A 20,283-nucleotide genomic window follows, 5' to 3' on the forward strand; every position below is an offset into this window, starting at 1 on the left:
CACCAGCAACCGAAAAGAGGAAAAAGTGGCCAGTCCCATCCATCAGCGGCTCCGCGAGGACGTTCTCGCGAGCGTCTTTGCCCCTGACGAGCCGCTCACGGAGGCCAAGCTCACCGAGCGGTACGGGGCATCCCGGACCCCGGTGCGGGAGGCGCTGCAGCGGCTGGAGCAGGACGGGCTGGTGGAACGGCGCGGCAAGGCGGTGGTGGTCCGCACGCATTCGGCCGAGGAGATCATCGACATCTACGAGTCGAGGATCATCTTGGAGCAGGCCGCGGCTGCCAAGGCCGCCGTCAAGGCAACCGCCCTGGACCGTCAGCTGCTCGCGGGGCTGCTGACGCAGATGCAGCAGCTGGATCCCAGCGACGGCCGGGCGCTCGCCGAAACCAACCGCGCCTTCCACGCCCAGCTGTGGCACGCCACGCACAGCCCGTCACTGATCGGGCTGCTGGAACGCCTGGACCAGCAGGTGCGCCGGTACACCCTCACCACCCTGACCTACCCGGGACGGTGGCCGGTGGTGCTGGCGGACTACGCCAGCCTGCTGGCCGCCATCGGGGACGGCGACTCCGGGCGGGCAGGGGAGATCGCCGCCCGCCACATGTCGGACGCCTTGGGCATCAGGCTGAAGATGTACGCCGAAGATCCCAGGACGCTCTAGGCCGCAGACGGCCGCGGGCGCTCCTTTACAAGCCCGCCGGCAGATGTCCCTGCATACTCCATCGCAACAGGAAACCCGAAAGTCGGGCGCAGGGCATCAGCCGGTGCAAAGAGGCGGGGCAGGCTCCAATGGGCCTGCCCCGCCTCGCTTTTCCGTCGCCTTATGCGCCCGGCCGGCTTCGCTGGAACGGACGACGACGGCGGCGGGGCGGGTGCCGCCGTCGTACGTTCTGCGGGGGCTGGCTTCCTATGGGGAAGCGCCCGTCCGGACGCACAGCAACGGCACAGCAGCAACCGGCCCAGGGCATAGCCGCGTGCGGTTTCCTTGCATCATGACCACTTCACGCACACCCCGCCAGCCCGACCTTGACCAGCCGCACCCCGACCACGACCGGGGGCTGGAGTTCGACCTGAACACCCTGGTGAGCCGCAGGTCCCTGGGACTGTTCCTCGGCGCGGGCGGTGCGGTGGCCGCGCTCGCCGCCTGCACGCCGGCCGGAAACACAGGCTCTGCCTCCCCGGCACCAACCACGGCGACGGCCGCCACGTCCTCCGCCACGGCCACGGACGCCGTCACCGCCACCCCCACCCCCACGCTGACCCGGGCCATCGCTGAATGCGGCGTGGAAATCCCGCAGGAAACCGCGGGCCCCTATCCGGGTGACGGCTCCAACGGGCCGAACGTCCTGGAAGCCTCCGGGGTGGTGCGGAAGGACATCACCTCAAGCTTCGGGACTGCCTCCGCAAAGGCGGAGGGCGTACCGCTGACCTTCACCCTGACCCTCCTGGACAACGCCAACGGCTGCACCCCGATGGCCGGCGCCGCGGTGTACGCCTGGCACTGCGACCGGGACGGAAAATACTCGATGTACGACTCGAGCCTGAAGAACGAGAACTACCTGCGCGGCGTGCAGGAAGCCGATGCCAACGGGCAGGTCACCTTCACGTCGATCTTCCCGGCCGCCTACTCCGGGCGCTGGCCGCACATCCACTTCGAGGTGTTCGAGTCCATGAACAATGCCACCGCCGCCGGGCAGGTATTGGCCGTCTCCCAGATCGCGCTGCCGCAGGCGGCCTGCGACGACGTGTACGCCACCCCCGGGTACGAGCGCAGCGTCACGAACATGACCCGCACCACGCTCAAATCGGACAACGTGTTCGGGAACGACGGCGGCATCTACCAGTTGGCAACGATGACCGGTTCAGCGGCTGCCGGCTACACAGCGGGGCTCAACGTGACCATCTAGCGCGAAACGATCAACACCCTCCCGGCTCTGGCGGTGCATAGCCGGGCGAACTATGCTCTCACGCATCACCCCACACATCGTGAAGGGAACAATGATGAAACTGAGCCACATTCCCCTCCGCCTGGCCACCGGAGCCTTCATATTGAACGCCGGCTACAGCAAGCGGAACCTGGACAAGGACAGCGCAGCCCGTATGCAGGGCATGGGAGCCAAGGTGTATCCGCAGGTGGCCCGGATGGAGCCGGAAACGTTTGGAAAGCTGCTCAGCTACGCCGAGATGACCCTGGGCGCGGCACTCCTGTCGCCGTTCGTGCCGAGCCGGCTGGCGGGGCTGGGCCTTGGCCTCTTCTCCGGATCGCTTCTGACCATGTACCGAAGAATTCCGGAGATGACCCTGGAGGACGGGATCCGGCCCAGCCAGCAAGGCACAGTACTGGCGAAGGACGTTTGGATGTTCGGGATCGCCCTCGCGCTGATCCTGGACCGGAACCGTACCAAGGGCTCCTCCACGAGTCGGGCGGCCTGATTCATTGTGCAGATGAGGGTGCTGGGAACTCCTGCCGCTGGGTGACGCGCTGGATGAACTCGACCGTCTCGCGTTCTGTCTCGGCGCGGGTGGTGGGTTCGTTGTGCACCTCGTGCCGGATGCCGGGGAAGACGCGGGTGCGGACGTCCGCGTGGCCCGAATCAGCCAGGCGGTTGGCCACGTGGTAGGCGCCTTCGCCGTAGTTGGTCACGGGGTCCTGGTCGCCGGCGAGAATTAAGACGGGGAGTTCGGCGGGGAGTCGTTTGTACCAGTCGTCGGAGGTGACCTGGTCGTAGAGGTCAACGAAGCCCTGCAGGAAGCGGGCGCTGAGCGGTGCGCCGAAGTTGTTGAAGGGGTCCCTGCCGTGGTCGGCGACGACGTCCGCATCCAGCGCGACCCAGGCCGTGGGGCCCGCGCCTTCGCCGAAGCGGCCCAGGAAGCCGTCGAACAGCTGGGCCACCAGCTCCTGGGGTGCGGGTTCCGCGGCCCGCTCGCCGGAGGCAAGCCGTGCCAGTTCGGGCCGGTTGACCATTTTCTCGATGCCGCGCATTTGGGCGGCGATGCGGCAGAGGATCAGGCCGGAGAGCTGGGTCCGCGGGTCCACGGCCATGCCGCGGGCGATCATGGAGCCCCAGCTGTGGCCGAACACCACGTAGGGAAGCTGGGGGAGCGCCTCTTTGGCCTTGGCTTGGAGGGTGACCTCGTCGGCGACCACCACGCTGGCGGCGTCCTCGCCGGCGTCGCCCCAGGTGCCCTGCTGCATGGCCGTGCGCCCGTGGCCGGAGTGGTCGCCCGCCACCACGATGAACCCGGCGTCCACCAGGGTGGAAATGAGGTGGAGGTAGCGGCGGGAGTGCTCGCCGAGCCCGTGGATCAGCTGCACGATCGCCTTGGGCTGCCCGATGGGTTCGTAAACCCAGGCCTGGATGGTGTCGCGGCCGTTGGCGGACGTGAACTCGATTTCCTGCAGTGACATGTGTTCCTCCCGTGCCTGCGCCGTCGCTGGCTCGTGGTGAGCCTAACGCCTTGGTGGACGGCGCCGTCAAGGTTGTCTTGCATGCGGCGCCGGGCCGTGGGACATGTTGGTTCATGCTGTGGCTGAGCGCCTAGTCTGAACACCAGCCACGTCCCCGGATCCTGGAGGAAGCCATGCCGCAGCCCGACCGTCCTTTGCGCAAGCTTGGTTTCCTCACCATTGGACTGTTTGATCCGCTTGATCCAGCTGCCGGGCATGAGTCGACGCTGCAGATCATCGAGCTGGGGGAGCGGCTGGGGTTCGACAGCGCCTGGCTGCGGCACCGGCACCTGCAGTTCGGCATCTCTTCCCCTGTAGCGGTGATGGCGGCGGCCAGCCAGCGGACTTCGCGGATTGAGCTCGGCACGGCCGTGACACCGCTGGGGTGGGAGAACCCGCTGCGCCTGGCGGAGGACCTGGCGACCGTTGACCTGCTCGCTGGAGGGCGGATCAATCCCGGCGTGAGCGTGGGGGAGCCGATGCAGTACGACACCGTGAAGCACGAGCTGTATCCCGATACCGCGGACGTGGAGGACTTCAGCTACGCCCGGGTGGAGCGGTTTGCGCGCCTTGTGGCGGGGGAGCCGGTACGGGAGTTCTCCGGCAAGCAGGGCGTGGTGGAGGAGTTCTCCAACCGGGTGGAGCCTCTTTCCGCGGGCCTGCGGCAGCGACTGTGGTACGGGGCCGGCAGCACGAAGTCAGCGGTGTGGGCTGGTGCGAACGGCTTCAACCTGCTCTCCAGCAGCGTGATCTTTCCGGACAAGGGCCAGGAACCGGACTTCGCCCTGGTCCAGCAGGCGCAGATCCGGGCATTCCGTGAAGCTGCTGCGTTGGCGGGGCATGCTGGGGCCCGGGTGTCGCAGGGGCTGGTGGTGATCCCGACTGACTCGGCCACTCCGGCCCAGCGGGAAAAGTACCAGCGGTACGTGGATGAACGCACCCCGCGCACTGCCGCTCCGCAGGGGCCGCGGGGCATGATGTTCGCGGCTGACCTCATTGGAACCAGCGACGAGATCGCGGAGCAGTTGTACGCGCACGCCGGCTTCCAGGAAGTGGATGAGGTGGCGTTCGCGCTGCCCTTCAGCTTCGACCACGAGGACTACGTCCAGATCCTGACTGACATCGCTGGCAAGTTGGGGCCGGCCTTGGGTTGGGCGCCGGGGGAAAAGCCGATTAGCAAGAGCCCTATCAAAGGACCGCATGACCGCGGGTGCCAGTGAACGGCAGCGGACCGATGCCATAAGTCCGTCGAAGGAGAACTGTCAGATTTAGGTCTAAGACAGTTCGTCGTACCTGTGCTATTGGCCCCGTATGGACCCTATTCTGACGCACATCTCATCCGGAATCTGACGTCAGGTTGGCGTGTACTCCTCCCAAAGACATCTGCCACTGGGGTCGCGTTCTTGAGACCGGACTAGATAGCGCTTGTTCCTTTCGGCGGCACCTTCCATTCAATGGCTGCGTTCTGTCTCAGCATGCGGGGCGTGTCCCTATGCTTTTCGTCAGCGGCTTGGGGCGGTTTCTCCTCGTAGAGGGCGCCGTTTCTGAGCATTGAGTAGATGACGTCGCAGCAGCGCGGAGCGAGACAGATTACTGCGGCGTTGGGCTTCTTTCCCTGGTCCCGTTTCTTTGGTAGTAGGCCTTTGAGGCCGGATGGTGGCGGCTGGCAATCCATGTGGATCTGAACAGTGCGTTCTTGAGCTGCTTGTTGCCGGAGCCGGCGGGAAATTTACCGCGAATTGAGGTGCCGGACGTCGTGTCACCGGGGCTATTCCCGCATAGGCGGCGAGGTGTCCGGCGAAGGTGAAGGTGCCGGCATCGGCGATGGTCAGGAGTATCGTCGCTGCGGTCTTGATGCCTACTCCCGGCATGGACATCAAGATCTGGGAAAGAGGGAAGTCATCGAGGAGCTATTCGACTTCTTCGGCGACGATCGCTCGTTGGTGTTTGTGTTCTTTAGTTTGTGCTGCGACGCGGGGGATGACCAGCTCGACGGCTTCGGCGCCGATGACGGAGACGCTTTGCTCGTCCAATGCCGCAAAGATCGCCTCGACCAGGTTCAGCGGATACTTCCGGCTGTAGTTTCGGGCCCAGCGCAGCACATTGGACCGCCGGCAGCTCGCAGCCCGATGGGGCCGGAGTACTTGATGAACAGCTCCAGGACCAGGGACCGGGTAAGCACTGTTCCTGGGAAGACACGCTCCAGGGCGGGGAAGATTTGCAGAATCTGAGACCGCAGACGGTTGATCGCTCTGGTGCATTCGTGAGTCAAGTCAGTGTCGAATCCGAAGAGGACCTTCAGCGCTGCGAGCACTTCGCTGTCTCGGTCTACTGCCCGCAGCGTGCGTGGCATGGCACGTGAGGTCTCAGCGATGATGAACGCATCCCGGGCGTCCGTTTTGGACTTCCGCGGTACAGGTCAGCCGCTTTGCGCGTCGCCAGGCCGGGCAGGTAGGCAACGGTGCAGCCGCAGTCCCCGGCCACGGCTATCGGCAGTGCGCCGATGGTGTTGGGTTCGTCCACGATCACCAGGACCCGGCCGTGCTGCTGCAAGCAAGTGAAAAGCTCGCGCAGCCGGGCCTCGTCTTGCGGCAACGCCTTACCGACTACCCGTTTACGACCGCGCTCAACGCGGCCGCGTGATGCTCGCATTTGCCAACATCAAGCCGCAGTAGACCTCGTATCCTTCGTTCATCCGGCGCTCCCTTGCACCACTTCTGGCCACAGTCACGACACCCGATGCTGGCACCCACGTTACAAAGAGACCTGGATCCTTCGGAAGGAGCCAGCCGTGTCCCTATCAGCAGTCAACGCGTGTCTCCGAACCTGGCGACAACACCCCCGGATCATCAGTGACAGGGCAAGAAAGTCATACCAGGTCCAGCGCCCAAATCCCCGGCCCTCGGGGACGCAATAAATGTAATGGGGGGTGAAGTTATTGCGTGAGTCGAACCCCGGGTGCTGTCAACGACTTGAGTAAGGATGCGGCCGACTGCTGAACTCAGACTCGGAGGCGAACATCCGAGCGGATAATAGCACGGCGACCGTACTTTCGGATTCAAACTTCCGTACAAATTCCGGATTCAAAACGTATGCAAGTCAGATTGTCGTCGTGGGATTCGCCCACTTAGATGGAACCTGCAAAGTGACGTGCACAACAGACTAAAACTGGCCTCAGCGTCGAGGCACCCGCAGGAATGGTGGCCGCACAGCAGCTCTACCGGCTCGCCCCCCAACCAAATCCAGGAGCATTCCCCATGTCTGAGATAAAAATGCATAAGGCTGAGATCGGCGTGGACCTTCCGCCGAGTAAAGATTCCCAACTAAAGGGAAGCATCGGCTTTGTAAACCTCATCTTCACTGTCTTGGCCTACAACGGCCCGATGGTGAACTTCCTCGGGTTCCTGCCCGTTGCGATCCTCCTGGGCAACGGCATCGGCACACCGGTGATGTTGCTCGTGTGTGGCGTTGTCGCTGCGCTCTTCGCCTCCGGTCTGGTCGCCATGGGGCTTCGCCTACCGAGACCAGGTGGCTACTACTCGTATGTTTCCGCCGGGTTGGGAAAGATCGCTGGTCTCGGTACAGGATTCACGGCCATAGTCTGCTATTTTGCAGCCAACATTGCCGGGTATGTCCTTGGTGGGATCGCCGCGGAGAACCTTGTACACAGCGCCCTCAATGGCCCAGACCTCCCATGGTGGCTGTACGGCAGCGTTATGTTTATCATCGTCTCGATCCTTGGCTATCTGAACATCGACTTCTCTGCGAAGATCCTTACAGTCTTCCTGGCGCTGGAGTTGCTCCTTATGGTCATGTACAACGTCTCCGTCATAACGCAGGGAGGCGCGGAGGGTATGGGTCTCGACAGCTTCAAACCAGAGAACATTTTCAGTGGTGACATCGGCATCGCCTTCATGTTCGGAATCGGCGTCTATGGCGGATTCGAGGCCACCATCATCTTCCGGGACGAAGTTAAGCGCCCTGAAAAAACTATTCCGCGCGCAACCTTCGCGGTTGTCGCAATCCTGGCCATCCTCTACTCACTCACGGCTTGGGTATTTATCAACGCCTATGGGCCGAACGCCATCATGGGCGTACTCACCGACAATGTCGTGGAGGCCTCCGGGGCAAGCGTTCAGCAGTTTACCGGCACCGCGGCCTACTACGCGGTTACTTCCCTTCTGATTACAAGCTGCTTCGCCCTTTCTCTGGCGAGCCACAACATCGTCTCCCGCTACCTGTTCAACCTGGGGGCTGATGGAGCGCTGTTCAAGTCATTGGCCCGTGTGCACGCCCGGCATGGTTCCCCGCATCGGTCTTCCGTCGTGCTCAGCGTAATGGTACTCGTCGGCATCGTCCTTTTCAGTGGAACCGACGGAGAGACGGCGTACGCACGCCTGGCAGGCATCTACTCGTTCGCATTCGCAATACTTATTGCATTCGCTGCCCTTGCCATCACTGTCTTCCTTTCCCGGGATAAGAAAGGTGGGCGAAAAGCGGTGTGGCCGGCCATTGGAAGCGGTGTCGCATTCGTATTTTTCACCACAGCGCTAGTGCTCTCCGGACTCAATTTCGGATTGCTCACCAGTACCGAAGGATGGTTCACCTGGGCGCTCTTGGGCTTGATCCTTGCCATCATCGCTACGGGAATGATCCTGGCCGCGGTCTACCGCAGCCGTCGACCCGAGGTATACGCCAGAATCGGCCGAGACGACGCTGGCGACCTGGTTCCCGGTACGGAAAGTTAATACGCTCTTTCTAAACCCGGTGTGATGACCGGGCAAAAGTGGCAGTGGCAGCTCGTCAATCGCCCTTCTCTTAGTTCACGCGCACTATCTGCGCGTGAACTAAGAGTCTCAACCGCGGTTAAGCGTCTTTGAAAAGAATCCCATCCCGACAGAGTTACGGGATGCATGCAATAAGGAGCTCACATGCACCTCTCCAAGTTCGTCGCCAGGGAAAGTTTCGGCGTTCGTATTGGATCGGACGGCAATCGCACCTCCGGAACGCTGGACGACCTGTTCCCCAACTGGGGCATGACAGAGCGGCTTGGCATCGTATTGAGCAAACCGTATGGGGCAATTGAGACGAGTCTCGCGTTGCTTGCCATGACGCCGTTGTTCTACGGACTGGTTCCAGAGCGTGCGACGACAAAGCCCCAGTATCCACCGATCATTCTCTTTCATGTCGGGCAGATGCACGGCAGCCACATCATGCTTGACGTGGTTCCCCATCGCTACGAGGTGCTTGTAGAGAACGACTCCTACTCCGTGCTCGCCGCCGTAAAGGACTATGGGATCACGCGGTTGATGGTCCCCGACGAACACGCGGAACGTGATCTTTCCTATGTCGAGCGAGCTCCACTGGGCTGGACAGATCTCCGTTACCTGAGGGAAAACTTGCGCTCGGTCTATGCGTATGGTCAGGAGAACGGCCTCGCTCATTCCTCGACCATTGAGATCACCTCGATTGATCCGCGTCTGGAGGACTCCGTGACCCAGGTTCTCAGGCCCGAGGAAAGCATAAAGGTGTTCACTGATGCGACTGAGGAATCGCTGGCTACGAAAATGATCGGTGAGACGAGCCTGGAAGATCTCGAAACGCTTACGCCTATCGTGGCCAAGCGAATGAATGAGGTCGGAACAGAAGAAAGGGCGCGGTTACTCGCTTCTCGAGCAGCGCGTCGAAATTCTCAGGGGAACATCACGCAGGCTTATCGGGAACTGAGTGTTGACGGCGGCCTCGCCCGGCTAGTTCCATAGCCTGCTTACATCCGTTCCGCTGCAGACGCGTCCTCCACACTGAATTGGGCGACTGCCAGGAGCAGCGGATCTGGTATGAACAGGAAATTTTGACAAAAATACTGCCCCTATCCGGGAGCAAGGGGCTCGAACCGAGGCACGCAGTCCCTCTTGCGGACTGAACCAGAGAAACTAAATTAACCGCGACTGTCGTGTGTCAAGAGATGGAGGAGCAGAAATTGGCGTTACCAAGGATAACCACGCCACTCAATATTGATGGTGATGTTCTTTTCCCCGGCAATAATGATTTTGATGCGGTCGCGGGGATTTGGGACGGCCGCCACTTGCAGCAGCGGCCGTCGGTGATCGCGCGCTGCACGAGCGCGGGAGACGTTCAGAAAGCCATTCGCTATGCACGCGAAAATGACCTTGAGATATCGGTCCGTGCCGGTGGCCACAATCCAAATGGGTATGCGACCAACGACGGCGGCATCGTTTTGGACCTCAGGCTGATGGATAGCATCGACATTGACACGGTCACGGGTAGAGCGCGCGTCGGTGGTGGGGTGATCGCTGGCGATCTCGTCCAAGAGGCAGCCAGACACGGTCTAGCGGCTGTAACGGGCATGCACCCCAAAGTCGGGTTCTGCGGCCTCGCGCTCAATGGAGGCGTCGGCTTCCTCACTCCGTTCTATGGTCTCGCCAGCGACAACATCGTGGGAGCGACTTTGGTGACGGCAACAGGCGAGCTGGTTCACTGCTCGGCGGATGAACGGCCCGAATTGTTCTGGGCAATCAGAGGTGCAGGCCCTAACTTTGGTGTCGTCACAGAGGTCGAGGTCGCTCTCCACGAGCTGCCCAGGCAGATGCTTGCCGGATTCATGACCTGGCAGCCAGCGGTCGATAAGCTGCCCAGCCTTCTGACGTCCATCCTCGATGCGCTCAACGCAATGGCAGATCATCTTTACCCCAGCGTTTTCATAAGCATGGACGAAAGCGGGGCCCCTGCTATTACAGTCTGCGTGGGTCACCTCGGAAAGCTCGATATCGCCGAACGGGACATCGAACGGCTTCGTGGCCTGGGTCGACCCGTGTCCGACTCCATTGCCATCCGCTCGTACGACGAGGTAGTCGCCCTTAACGCCGAGGTGGGTAGTTTCGAAGACGGAATGTTCAACCTTTGGATCGACCGGGAGATCGCCGTGTCAAACGGTCGTTTCGCTGAAGCCGTTGCGGCGAATCTCGATAAGTTCATCAGCGAGCCCTCGACCGGGAATTCTGTGAAACTGGAGATCGAAGGAAGGCCCTTCGGAAACCCGAAGGGAACGCCGGCCCGGCACCGCGATGCGATGGGCGTGCTGGCCGTCGCGGAATGGGACGGGACGAGCCACGGAGCTGCAAAGTACCCCGAGAGGGCACGAGAGCTGGACGCGGCCCTACTTCACGCCGGTGCCACGACTTCTAAATTCGGTCTCCTAAATAACAATTCAGAGGTCACACCAGAGATGGTCATCGAGGTCTATACCCCAGAAGTCTACCGCCGCCTCGCTGCAGTAAAACGCGAATACGACCCGGAAAACTGCTTCCACCGCAACTACAACGTAGACCCCCAGCGATTCTGACCCTCCCAAGACGCCGCGCTAACAAGCCCGGGTGGACTGCCAGACACTCATCTTGAACCACCAATTAGCCCGTTCAAGCGGAGGATCAACGACAGGTCGAAGCGGACCGGAGGCCGCTGACGGGACGATTCTCAAGCGAATTCGCTTGATGTTGTAATGGAACATTCCGCGGGCTTGTCCATTTCGCCAATGCTGCCGGGGGAGTGGAACTTTTCATTTGTTGTAAGTTGCGTTAGGTATCTGTAATGGCAGCTATTGGAGCCACCAGACAGGGGCAAGAATGAGTGCCACCAGGGTCATTCCTCGGCGCACAACTGCACGTGCTGAAGACTTCGCAGCCGTGCGCGGGGTCATCTATCCTGTTCTTGTTCCCCGGACTAGACGTTTGTGGTAGAAATTCAATCCTCATGAGGAGGCGACGTGATAACCGTTGTCAGCACTATGCAGCTCGAGTCGAACGCAGAGCAAGAATGGGATCGGCTAATCCGAGAGCGCTTTAAATCAGCCCACAACAAGGAAGGCTGGATACACGGTCAGTTGCTCACTCCCGCTGACGCCCCCGGTACTCGCGTCATCATTGGCACCTGGAGAAGTCAAGCGGACTGGGAGGCTTGGCATGCGGATCCCGCCTTTCTCGCCTCGCGTACCAGGCTCGACGAACTACAGCATGCAGACCACGGGACCGCACTGTACGACGTAATAGAGGATGCCCAGGGTACCAACTAATTTTGGCCCAATGGCCTCCGTCGGACGTTTCTCTCCACTGGGCCCAGGGTTGTCCTCTTAGGGCTAGGGCTTGGGCCAGTGGAGAGTTTGAGGGGTCTGTCCTCGTTTGGTTTTGGTGAAATCGGCAGCCGACGTACCTAACCAACGTGCCGGTACGGTGGCTGCAACTGGTTGCCGACAAATTCGCGCTGCCCTGAAGGCGTACATCGTTTGCCGCCGTTCCTGGCGGACTGTCCTACCGAGGGCGACTGTGCGACCGGCGGGTCATGCATGCGGGTACGCTTGTGTGGTCGTGTCATCCGGTTGTGCCGTCAGTTTTGCTGACACTCTTGGGGCGAGGGAGTTGATGAACGTCGTACGAGTTCCGTGACGAATTCGTAGCGGCGAATCTCAACGTCCTCACCTTGAATTTTGCGCAACAGTAACTGAACCGCATGCCGGCCCATCTCGGCGTAGGGCTGCCGGATTGTGGTTAGTTGTGGATCGACCAGCATGGCAGCGCGCTCATCGTCAAACCCCACAATGGAGATGTCTTCGGGTACCTTCAACCCGCGGGCACGAAGGGTCCGCAGGGCGGCAGCTGCCATAGTATCCGCAGCACAGAACATAGCGTCAATTCTGATACCTTTCGACAGTTCTGATTCCAGCTCCCTCCAGTGCATGCGTGTTTCATTAAAGGGATCCATGCAGTCAATTATCAGCGACTCGTCGAAGGTAATTCCGGCCGAATCCAGTGCATCCCGGTACCCCAGAGTGCGGTGGTCAATGAACAGCCCGTCACCCCAAGTATCTGTCTCCATTTCCATGTTTGGACGCAGGAGCGCGATCGATCGTCTGCCGAGCGAAATCAAATACTCAACGGCAATTCGGGCGCCTTCCCGATTCTGCGCGGAAATGGTCGGAAACCGAACAGTGCGACTAGTATCGTCGATCGCAATAGCAGGCAGTGCTATGCGGTCACATGCTTCGCGCACGCCATCTTGATCCGGCACTCCAATAATGATCACACCGTCCGTCGGTACGTTGGCAAGTGCCCCCACAATCGCGGCGGCGCCGCCTTTAGTGCCGGCGACTGGATGCGCCATAAGGTAGTAGCCCTCTTCGGCGGCTGCTCGAAATGCAGCGCGAACGACCGGCTCCCACCATCCCCACCCTGCATCGGGCACGATGACACTGATAGCGCGGTACTCACCGCTGCGCAGCGCCCGCGCTGTGGCAGAGGGACGATACCCAAGATTGCGCGCCACAGCGCGAACGCGCTGGCGCGTGGTTTCGCTGACATCCGGATGGTCCCCGAGAGCCCTGGATACCGTAGCTACCCCAACCTCGGCCGCGCGCGAGACGTCCGCCAATGTCACCTTACGAAGCATTAAGTTCCTATCCCTAGAGCTTAAGTTGTGCTTTCGCTCGCACTGCAACAATCCGGTCCCTAGTATATCGGCAGCGTTTCCGGTAACGTTTCCGGTAGCGTTTCCAACTTCGTCCACTACTCTCAATGGTGAGGATCATTTATGTCAGTACCCACTAGCGCAACCGAGACGGGGGCTACCAACAACGTCCCGGAGCGTGTCGGTCCCCTCTTCATCGGAATCTACGTGCTCGCGTTGTTCGGCATCTGGATGTCGATCAACTTGCCCGCTTCCGTCACGCTCGCGTTGCGTATCGACGAACTAGACCCGGATGGCAAGGCCACCAGCTACTCGATGGCTGCGGGGATCGGCACGCTGACCGCGTTGATCGCGAATCCCCTTTTCGGTCGGCTCAGCGACCGGACGCGGAGCAGGTTTGGCCGTAGACGGCCGTGGATAGTGGTGGGTCTGGCCGGCACGATCGCCGGGGCTGCCGTCATCGGGTTCAGCAACTCAATGCCACTGCTGCTGCTCGGCTGGATCATCATGCAGGCCTTCGTGAACGCGTCGATTGCAGCATCTTTGGCCATTGTCGCTGACCGCATCCCCGAGAAGCAGCAGGGTTTCGTTGGGGCACTGTCTGGTATGGCCGCTTCTGCGGCATTACTCGTGGGCGTGTTCTTTGTACAGTGGTTCCCGTCAAACGTGCTGGCCCAGTTCGGTCTGCCCGTCGCGGTCGCAGTGGTGTTCTGTGGGCTGCTGCTCGTGCTGTTGCGCGACGACAGGCCGGCAGGCGATGACATCGCTCCTTTCGGCTTCCGTGAGTTTTTGGGCAGCTTCTACGTCAATCCGCGCAAGTCCCCTGACTTCAGTGCCTTTCTCGTGGCGATGTTCCTTGTCACGTGCGCTTGGGGGGTTGTGTCGACCTATACTGTCTATCTCCTCCAAGACCGCATTGCAGTACCGGAAGATGAACTGCCAGGGGTCATCACCTTGGCCTACGTCATTCCCGGCATCCTTGCCGTGATCTTCGCTCCGATCGCCGGGTGGCTCAACGACCGCACCGGCCGCCGCAAGCTGGTCCTGGGGGCCACGGCTGTAATCATGGCCGCCGGAACCATCCAGATCGCATTCGCAGACGGTGTCCTGCCGTTCCTTATCGGCGTAAGCATTGTCAGCGGCATCGCCGGCGGAATGCTCTACGGCGGATACATCGGCTTCGCTGTGGCGACCATGAACGACCCCAACACAGCGGCACGCGACCTCGGGGTCACCAACATCGCATTCACCCTGCCATTCTCGGTAATGCCATTCATCGCGCCGCTGCTGCTCGGCGTCGGCGGGGGAACCCCAAACTACCCGCTGTTGCTGGCCGTGGGGGCCGTGCTCACTTTGCTCGGCATCGTTCCTCTTTTCTTCATTCGATCGACTCGCTGAACGGAAACCGTTGTGAACGATTATCTGGACCCTGCCCTGCCCGCCGAACGCCGGGCAGAAGATCTGCTGGCGCGCATGACAGTCGCTGAGAAGGCGGCGCTGATGTTTCACCCTTCTACGAGCCCCGGCAGCGGTGGCCTTACGGACAGCGAGGCCCTCGCCGCTGCCGAACTGAACGTCGGCCGTTCGGGCATCACCCACTTCAACGTCCTCGGCGGGGAAGACAGCATCTCTGTTGCTGCGTGGCACAACACGCTGCAGGAGATCGCGGAAAGTACACGCCTTGGTGTCCCTGTGACCCTGTCAACTGACCCCCGCCATGGCTTCCGCAGCAATCCGTTCACCGGTCAGGCGCTCGGCAGTCTGTCGCGCTGGCCAGAGACGACCGGAATCGCTGCAATTGGCGATATCGATTCGGTCCGAAGCTACGCCGACACCATGCGCCAGGAACTGCTGGCCATGGGAGTCCGAGTTCTCCTAGGACCGATGGCCGACATCTTCAGCGATCCGCGCTGGTCCCGCGGCTCAGGTACCTTCGGCGAAAATCCTGAACGCGTGGCCGAACTCACCGTAGCGTTCATCGAGGCTCTCAGAGGAGGCCCCCACCTTGGCCCCGAATCGGTGGCTGCAGTCGTCAAACACTTTCCCGGCGCCGGGCCTCAGTTAAGAGGCGACGACGCGCACGATCCCCGCTATCCAGAACAGGTGTACCCGGGCGGTATGCAGGAACTGCACATGGATCCGTTCCGCCGCGCCTTCGCAGCAGGAACGACACAGGTCATGACCTACTACGGCAAACCTGTCGGAACATCCTGGGATGAAGTCGGGTTCGCGTTCAACGCTCCGGTCGTACGCGACATCCTGCGACGGGAACTCCGCTTCGACGGTATCGTCGTAACCGACTGGAACCTGCTTGAGGCAGAGCAGATCGGCGACGTGACGTTCGGTCCAAACGGCTGGGGACTGGAACACCTCGAACCCAAGGAACGCGCCGCCATCGCAATAGACGTCGGGATCGACCAGTTCGGAGGCGACCGCAATCCCCTTCTGATCGAGGAACTCGTGGACTCAGGGCGCATCACAGAAGAACGCATCGACCAGTCCGCGCGTCGGCTCCTGCGCGAGAAATTCCGGCTCGGCACTTTCGAACACCGCCGGGTTGACGTGGAGACCACTCGCAGAGTGTGCGGCTCCCCGGTCTTCCTCGAACGGGGAGTAGCTGCTCAACGAGACTCCCTTGTGCTGATCTCCGCAGAGGAGGGGGCCCTACCTCTTGCGGGAGGAACCCGCGTGTATCTCGACGGCCTGACAGCCCAAGATCTTGCTGACGAGCTGGTTATCACCGACGACATCACGGCCTCCGACGCGATTGTGGTCAGGCTTGATGCACCCTTCGAACCCGGCCGCGGCTCCCTCGGCGACTTCTTCCACGGCGGGACCCTCGAGTTCCCCCAGGAAACCGTCGACCGCATCCGCGCCTACGCCACGCACGCCCCGGTGTACCTCTCGGTATACCTCGAACGCCCGGCAGTGCTCACACAATTCATCGGAGCCACGGCAGCAATAGTCGGTGATTTCGGCTGCAGTGACAAGGTCTTGCTCGATGCTCTCACCGGACGGGCCCCATTCAAGGGAACCCTCCCCTTCGACCTGCCCTCCTCCATGACCGATGTCGAGGCCTCACGGGAAGACGTCCCCTTCGACATGGCCGTTCCGCTCTTCCGCGCCGGCTCCGGACTAAAGCTCGAGGCGGGCCCAAAAATCCCGTCAGCCGCCGACGCTTCTCCTGACACCTTCAACACGCGCTAAACGTTTACCACAGCACAGCCCCGCGAAGGGCATCACGCAAGTGAGGTCGGTGGGTTGCCCTGCCCGCCGGCCTCACAAGGACGATTAGGAACTGCGGTGCCGAATGCGCTGACCAACCCATCCACAGGCCAAAACGAAGATTCAAGGTCTCCTGGGATGCTCGAGGTGACAGTCGCCGGAGGCGCCGCGGAAAGGGAACGAACGGTAGACGCCGCCATCGAACTGGTAACTCAGGCCGCACGGCGCAACGACATGGGGATCATGGTCACTGATATCGGGATGGGTCAGTACGTTGTACGGGCACATCCAGCAGTGCCTGTCGACTTCGTGCGCCGACAGGAGACCAGATTTACGGAGGGATAGCCACCCCAATAGCTGCCTGCCCACTGGTCAGAACGAAGGGAAGATGAGTATTGTGTGCCTGATGCCGGAACACACAGGCCTTGTTCGCCCGGTGTCCCGGCATCAGCACCCATAACATGTCAGCGGCGGGGTGTGAAGGGGTTCCTGGACCCCCAGAACGAAAAATATGATTCGCGCGTCTAAAGACGCCCTGACCGCGCTGGACTAACGTGGACCCGTCGCTGGTTGGAAGGACGCCTTCCTGAGTTGAAGCGATGCGGATCAAGAACCTTCTTGTGACTACAGGTTCATCAAGAACGCCCTGCAGGAGGGCCGAAGGAGGATTACATGAGTTCGAACGATACGAAGACAGCTGCCCCGTTCCCACCCCAGGCTCAGGAGGTCTTTCTTCCTCGCGGGGGCACAGACCCGGATTTTTACATGCCCGCTGAGTGGGGCCGGGGAGAACGGAGTTGGATGAAACGGATACATAAACGATTGAGGCTCCTCATCGGCTTGTCCACGTAGCCGCCGGGCTTAATCAAGGCCCCGATCCGCCTCACCTTCTCCAGGTCATCCCTGCGGGGCCATCAAAATGGGGTGTGCCGTACCGGACCCTATGACCACTGGATGATACTGACGCACGTGTCATGGAGCCGATAAATCTTCAGCAAAATCTGCCGGTCCTGTGAATAGGGCTCTGTCAGACGGAACCACCGATTCACCCGGAACCGCCGAGGCATTGACCTGGCCTTACAACTTCTGGCCGAACGTGGCGGATCGCCATTCGACACCACTGCCGCTCTGGTCCTGTCTGCTCTAGCATGCTGGGCAGAACCGCAACGGTCCGGTCTGGTCTTTCCTTGTTCGACTGGTTGCCCCGGAATAGGGCCACCGTTGCAGGACACTGCCTGCTCCGGACGTCTTCGTGACCAACTCCGGCGGCGCTTGTCGGCCGGTAAGGATCAGGGCAGGACACCCACTGCTGTACACCTTGTGATGAACTACCGCACGCGATTCCGGCATGACGAGACCTCGACCGCAGAGAAGATGGGCCCGAACGTTGTGTGCTATGCCGGGTAAACGGTGATGGCCGTAGCCTTGATGACGAAGTAGACGGTTATCCCGGGCATGAGCCCGAGGTCTGCCGAAGCGGCCGGGGTGATGTCTGCCATCAGGCCTCCGGCGTGGACACGGATATGATCGCCGTGGGGTTCCAGATCCGTGATTCGGACGGCGAACGAGTTCCGTGGGCTACCGTGATCAGCAGTCGGGAAGACCGCAACCGCGATCGGTGAAAAGAGTGCAACGCCGTCCTGGCCGACGACTGCTCCGTCTTGGGGATGTGCGTTGATGTCAAGCCCGCAATTGGACGTGAGCCCTTGGCCTGTGATAGTTCCGGAGAGCAGGTTCAAGCCCGCCAGTCCGGCAGCAAATTTGCCGCGGGGTTTCTTCAGGATCTCCCGGGGTGAGCCTTCCTCGGTGATCCGCCCGTCTTCGATGACGATGGCGCGGTCGGCGAGCATCAGCGCGTCCAGGACATCGTGCGTGATGATGATGGTGCGGCGCGTAGCGAGGATCCGCTTGAGAAGGCGGCGCAGCATGGGGGCGGCATGAATGTCGAGGGCCGCCATGGGTTCGTCGAGGAGCAGTAGTTCGGGCTCCGTTGCAAGCGCGCGCGCTAAGGCAACGCGTTGAGCCTGACCGCCGGAAAGCTGGCCTGGCCGCCGGTTGGCGAACTCCACCGCTTCTACTTCCGCGAGCCAGAGTCGAGCCGTCTGAAGCGCACTGGCCCGATCCGCGCCGGCAGCCCGCGGACCGAAGGCTACGTTCTCCAACACGCTCATGTGCGGAAACAGCAGCGGTTCCTGTGCGAGCAGCGCGGTTCCCCGCATGTGCGGCGGCAGGAAGTTGTTCCTGCCGTCGCCAATTTCGAACAGCATCTTCTGTTTTAGCGCCGCGTTCCCGCTATCCGGGCGGATGAGCCCTGCGATGATTGCCAGCATCGTCGACTTGCCGGCACCGTTTGGACCCAGCACGGCTACTGTTTCTGTGCCTCCGAAAGTGAAGGAGACGTCGAAGTTGCGCGCGTGCAGGGCGGCATCGAGTTTGAAGGTCATCTTGATTCCGCATCCGCTGCCAGCGCCGCCGAATTCCGGAAGGAAAGTGAGACGACCGCGACCGCCACCGCCACAAGTACCAGGGAAAGGGCGACGGCAGCGTCGGCGTCGCTTTCACGCTGAAGGTAGATCTCCAGTGGCAGGGTGCGGGTGACACCTTGGAGGCTCCCGGCGAAGGTCAGAGTGGCGCCAAATTCGCCCAGGCATCGCGCGAAGGACAGCACGGCGCCGGAGGCAAGACCGGGCAGGACCAGCGGGAGAGTGACCCGGCGCAGCACCGTGCTCGGGCGGGCACCAAGCGTCGCTGCGACGGCTTCATACTTGGTGCCGGCGGTACGGAGAGCTCCGTCGAGACTGACCACCAGAAACGGCAACGCCACGAATGTCTGGGCGAGGACGACGGCGGTGGTGGAGAACGTGATTTGGATCCCAGCCAGTTGCATGCTCTTCCCGAGGAGTCCCTGACGGCCAAACGTATAGAGCAACGCGATGCCGCCGACCACGGGCGGCAGGACGAGGGGTAGCAACACAAACGCCCGCAGCAGGTGCTGGCCCGGGAAGCTGGAGCGGGCCAGAAGGAGGGCCAACGGCACCCCGAAGACGACACACAACACCGTGCTGGCCGCAGCCGTCCGCAGGCTGAGGCCAAGCGCCGTGAGCGAGGATTCCGATGTGATGAGCGGGATGAAGTGCGCCCAGTTGACCCTGAACACCATTGCGGCAAGCGGCAGCAGGACAAACAGGCCTCCTGCTGCTGCAAGGGCGAAAACCCACGGAGGGAGCCCTGTGTAACCGGTGTTTTGTCGATTTGTCCTGCTGCCCGACCAGGCCTTCTTACGGGGCACCAAAACCGGCGTCACCGAGGACCTTCCTGCCTTCGCTTCCCGTAACCATGCCGATGAACGCGTTGGCCAGATCCTTGTTCGCGCTTGTTCCTACCGCAGCGATCGGATAAGTGTTCACAGCCTGGTCGGACCCGCTGAAAGCGATGCCCTTGACCCTGCCACCGGCGGTCTTGACATCGGTGACGTAGACAAGGCCAGCGTCGGCTTCCCCGGAGGTGATCTTGCCCAGGACGTCTGTGACGGAGGATTCCTCGCTGACAGGCTTCAGGGTTGTTCCCGTAGCCTTTTCCACCTTCCCCGTGGCGGAGCCGCAAGGAACCTGCGGCGCGCAGACAACTACTTTGGTGCCCGGCTTCGCTAGATCTGCGAAGGAAGAAATCGACGCCGGGTTTACTGATGGAACCGCGATCGTCAGGACGTTCGTGGCGAAGTTGGTCGGCGTTCCGTTGATAAGCCCGGCAGCGGAAAGTTCAGCCATGTTCTTGACATCGGCGGAGGCGAAAACATCGGCCGGAGCGCCTTGGGTAATCTGCGAGACCAGGGCCGAGGATCCGGCGAAGTTCAGCGTAACCTTAGTGCCCGGGTTTGCTGCCTCGAACTTGGAGGCGATCTCGGTGAAGGGAGACTTTAAGGACGCGGCGGCGTAAACGGTCACCGAGCCTGTGATCGTTGGGGGAGTGCCGGTACCTGGGCCCGGGGCTTTGTCATCGGCGGAGTTAGCGCAGCCAGCCAGTCCTGCTGCAACGACCCATGGGGTCAGCAGCAGGCTGATGCGCACGCGAAAAATGTTCATGTGATGGTCCTTCTCAGGGCTCGGCTTGATTGACCCAAACGCTCGCATGGG

The 20,283-nt window shown here is 61.5% G+C and carries 15 protein-coding genes and 2 pseudogenes; 10 read left to right on the plus strand and 7 right to left on the minus strand.

What is annotated here, in order from left to right:
* Positions 1–25 precede the first annotated feature (25 nt).
* The 3 genes from BACI349Y_RS01860 (at position 26) to BACI349Y_RS01870 (ending at position 2,433) form a co-directional block, all read left to right on the plus strand.
* Positions 26–661 (plus strand): GntR family transcriptional regulator, encoded by a 636-nt coding sequence (locus BACI349Y_RS01860; RefSeq protein WP_159629943.1) that lies wholly within the window; start codon positions 26–28, stop codon positions 659–661.
* Between the two features lie 331 nt (positions 662–992).
* Complete coding sequence (locus BACI349Y_RS01865) at positions 993–1,907, plus strand: intradiol ring-cleavage dioxygenase (protein ID WP_159629945.1); 915 nt, start codon at positions 993–995, stop codon at positions 1,905–1,907.
* Positions 1,908–1,998: 91 nt separating this feature from the next.
* Entirely contained in the window at positions 1,999–2,433 is a 435-nt protein-coding gene (locus BACI349Y_RS01870) for a hypothetical protein (RefSeq protein WP_328699834.1), read from the plus strand.
* Position 2,434: 1 nt separating this feature from the next.
* On the opposite strand, the gene BACI349Y_RS01875 is transcribed toward BACI349Y_RS01870, so the two are convergent.
* Positions 2,435–3,409 carry an alpha/beta fold hydrolase gene (locus tag BACI349Y_RS01875; RefSeq protein ID WP_159629947.1) on the minus strand — a complete coding sequence of 325 codons (975 nt, stop codon included), beginning with the start codon at positions 3,407–3,409 and terminating at the stop codon, positions 2,435–2,437.
* A 173-nt stretch (positions 3,410–3,582) separates the two neighbouring features.
* Between BACI349Y_RS01875 and BACI349Y_RS01880 the strand changes: the two genes are divergently transcribed.
* A complete protein-coding gene (locus tag BACI349Y_RS01880; RefSeq protein WP_159629949.1) occupies positions 3,583–4,668 on the plus strand; it encodes an LLM class flavin-dependent oxidoreductase in 1,086 nt (361 codons plus the stop codon).
* Positions 4,669–4,952: 284 nt separating this feature from the next.
* Here the strand turns inward: BACI349Y_RS01880 and BACI349Y_RS01885 are convergent.
* Positions 4,953–6,143 (minus strand): annotated as a pseudogene (locus tag BACI349Y_RS01885) (IS110 family transposase); the annotation flags it as partial.
* A 562-nt stretch (positions 6,144–6,705) separates the two neighbouring features.
* On the opposite strand from BACI349Y_RS01885, the gene BACI349Y_RS01890 reads away from it, so the two are divergent.
* The 4 genes from BACI349Y_RS01890 to BACI349Y_RS01905 all read left to right on the plus strand — a co-directional run bounded on the left by BACI349Y_RS01890 (position 6,706) and on the right by BACI349Y_RS01905 (position 11,537).
* Positions 6,706–8,196 carry an APC family permease gene (locus BACI349Y_RS01890; protein WP_159629951.1) on the plus strand — a complete coding sequence of 497 codons (1,491 nt, stop codon included), beginning with the start codon at positions 6,706–6,708 and terminating at the stop codon, positions 8,194–8,196.
* Between the two features lie 183 nt (positions 8,197–8,379).
* Positions 8,380–9,210, plus strand: coding sequence for a hypothetical protein (locus BACI349Y_RS01895; RefSeq protein WP_159629953.1), 831 nt, complete (start codon positions 8,380–8,382; stop codon positions 9,208–9,210).
* 203 nt (positions 9,211–9,413) lie between these two features.
* Positions 9,414–10,811, plus strand: coding sequence for an FAD-binding oxidoreductase (locus BACI349Y_RS01900; protein WP_159629955.1), 1,398 nt, complete (start codon positions 9,414–9,416; stop codon positions 10,809–10,811).
* Positions 10,812–11,231: 420 nt separating this feature from the next.
* Complete coding sequence (locus tag BACI349Y_RS01905; protein ID WP_159629957.1) at positions 11,232–11,537, plus strand: antibiotic biosynthesis monooxygenase family protein; 306 nt, start codon at positions 11,232–11,234, stop codon at positions 11,535–11,537.
* A 311-nt stretch (positions 11,538–11,848) separates the two neighbouring features.
* Here the strand turns inward: BACI349Y_RS01905 and BACI349Y_RS01910 are convergent, their stop codons facing one another.
* Both BACI349Y_RS01910 and BACI349Y_RS20480 read right to left on the minus strand, forming a co-directional pair.
* Positions 11,849–12,784: a LacI family DNA-binding transcriptional regulator gene (locus BACI349Y_RS01910; protein ID WP_440746200.1), complete on the minus strand. Its 936-nt coding sequence runs from the start codon at positions 12,782–12,784 to the stop codon at positions 11,849–11,851.
* 30 nt (positions 12,785–12,814) lie between these two features.
* Positions 12,815–12,907, minus strand: a pseudogene (locus tag BACI349Y_RS20480) (LacI family DNA-binding transcriptional regulator); the annotation flags it as partial.
* Positions 12,908–13,048: 141 nt separating this feature from the next.
* Between BACI349Y_RS20480 and BACI349Y_RS01915 the strand changes: the two are divergent.
* A complete protein-coding gene (locus BACI349Y_RS01915; RefSeq protein ID WP_159629961.1) occupies positions 13,049–14,323 on the plus strand; it encodes an MFS transporter in 1,275 nt (424 codons plus the stop codon).
* A 12-nt stretch (positions 14,324–14,335) separates the two neighbouring features.
* A complete protein-coding gene (locus BACI349Y_RS01920) occupies positions 14,336–16,132 on the plus strand; it encodes a glycoside hydrolase family 3 protein (protein ID WP_159629963.1) in 1,797 nt (598 codons plus the stop codon).
* Positions 16,133–17,544: 1,412 nt separating this feature from the next.
* On the opposite strand, the gene BACI349Y_RS01925 is transcribed toward BACI349Y_RS01920, so the two are convergent.
* The 3 genes from BACI349Y_RS01925 to modA are packed head-to-tail and all read right to left on the minus strand — an operon-like array spanning position 17,545 to position 20,232.
* On the minus strand, positions 17,545–18,594 hold the full coding sequence (locus BACI349Y_RS01925; protein WP_159629965.1) for a sulfate/molybdate ABC transporter ATP-binding protein: 1,050 nt from the start codon (positions 18,592–18,594) through the stop codon (positions 17,545–17,547).
* A complete protein-coding gene (locus BACI349Y_RS01930) occupies positions 18,591–19,454 on the minus strand; it encodes an ABC transporter permease (protein WP_159629967.1) in 864 nt (287 codons plus the stop codon). The genes BACI349Y_RS01925 and BACI349Y_RS01930 overlap by 4 nt, the downstream gene beginning before the upstream one ends.
* Entirely contained in the window at positions 19,429–20,232 is an 804-nt protein-coding gene (gene modA, locus BACI349Y_RS01935) for a molybdate ABC transporter substrate-binding protein (RefSeq protein WP_159629969.1), read from the minus strand. Before modA ends, BACI349Y_RS01930 begins: the two co-directional genes overlap by 26 nt.
* Positions 20,233–20,283 lie beyond the last annotated feature (51 nt).

Origin of the sequence: Arthrobacter sp. 8AJ (assembly GCF_902506025.1) — a bacterium.
In the GTDB taxonomy this organism is placed as follows: domain Bacteria; phylum Actinomycetota; class Actinomycetes; order Actinomycetales; family Micrococcaceae; genus Arthrobacter.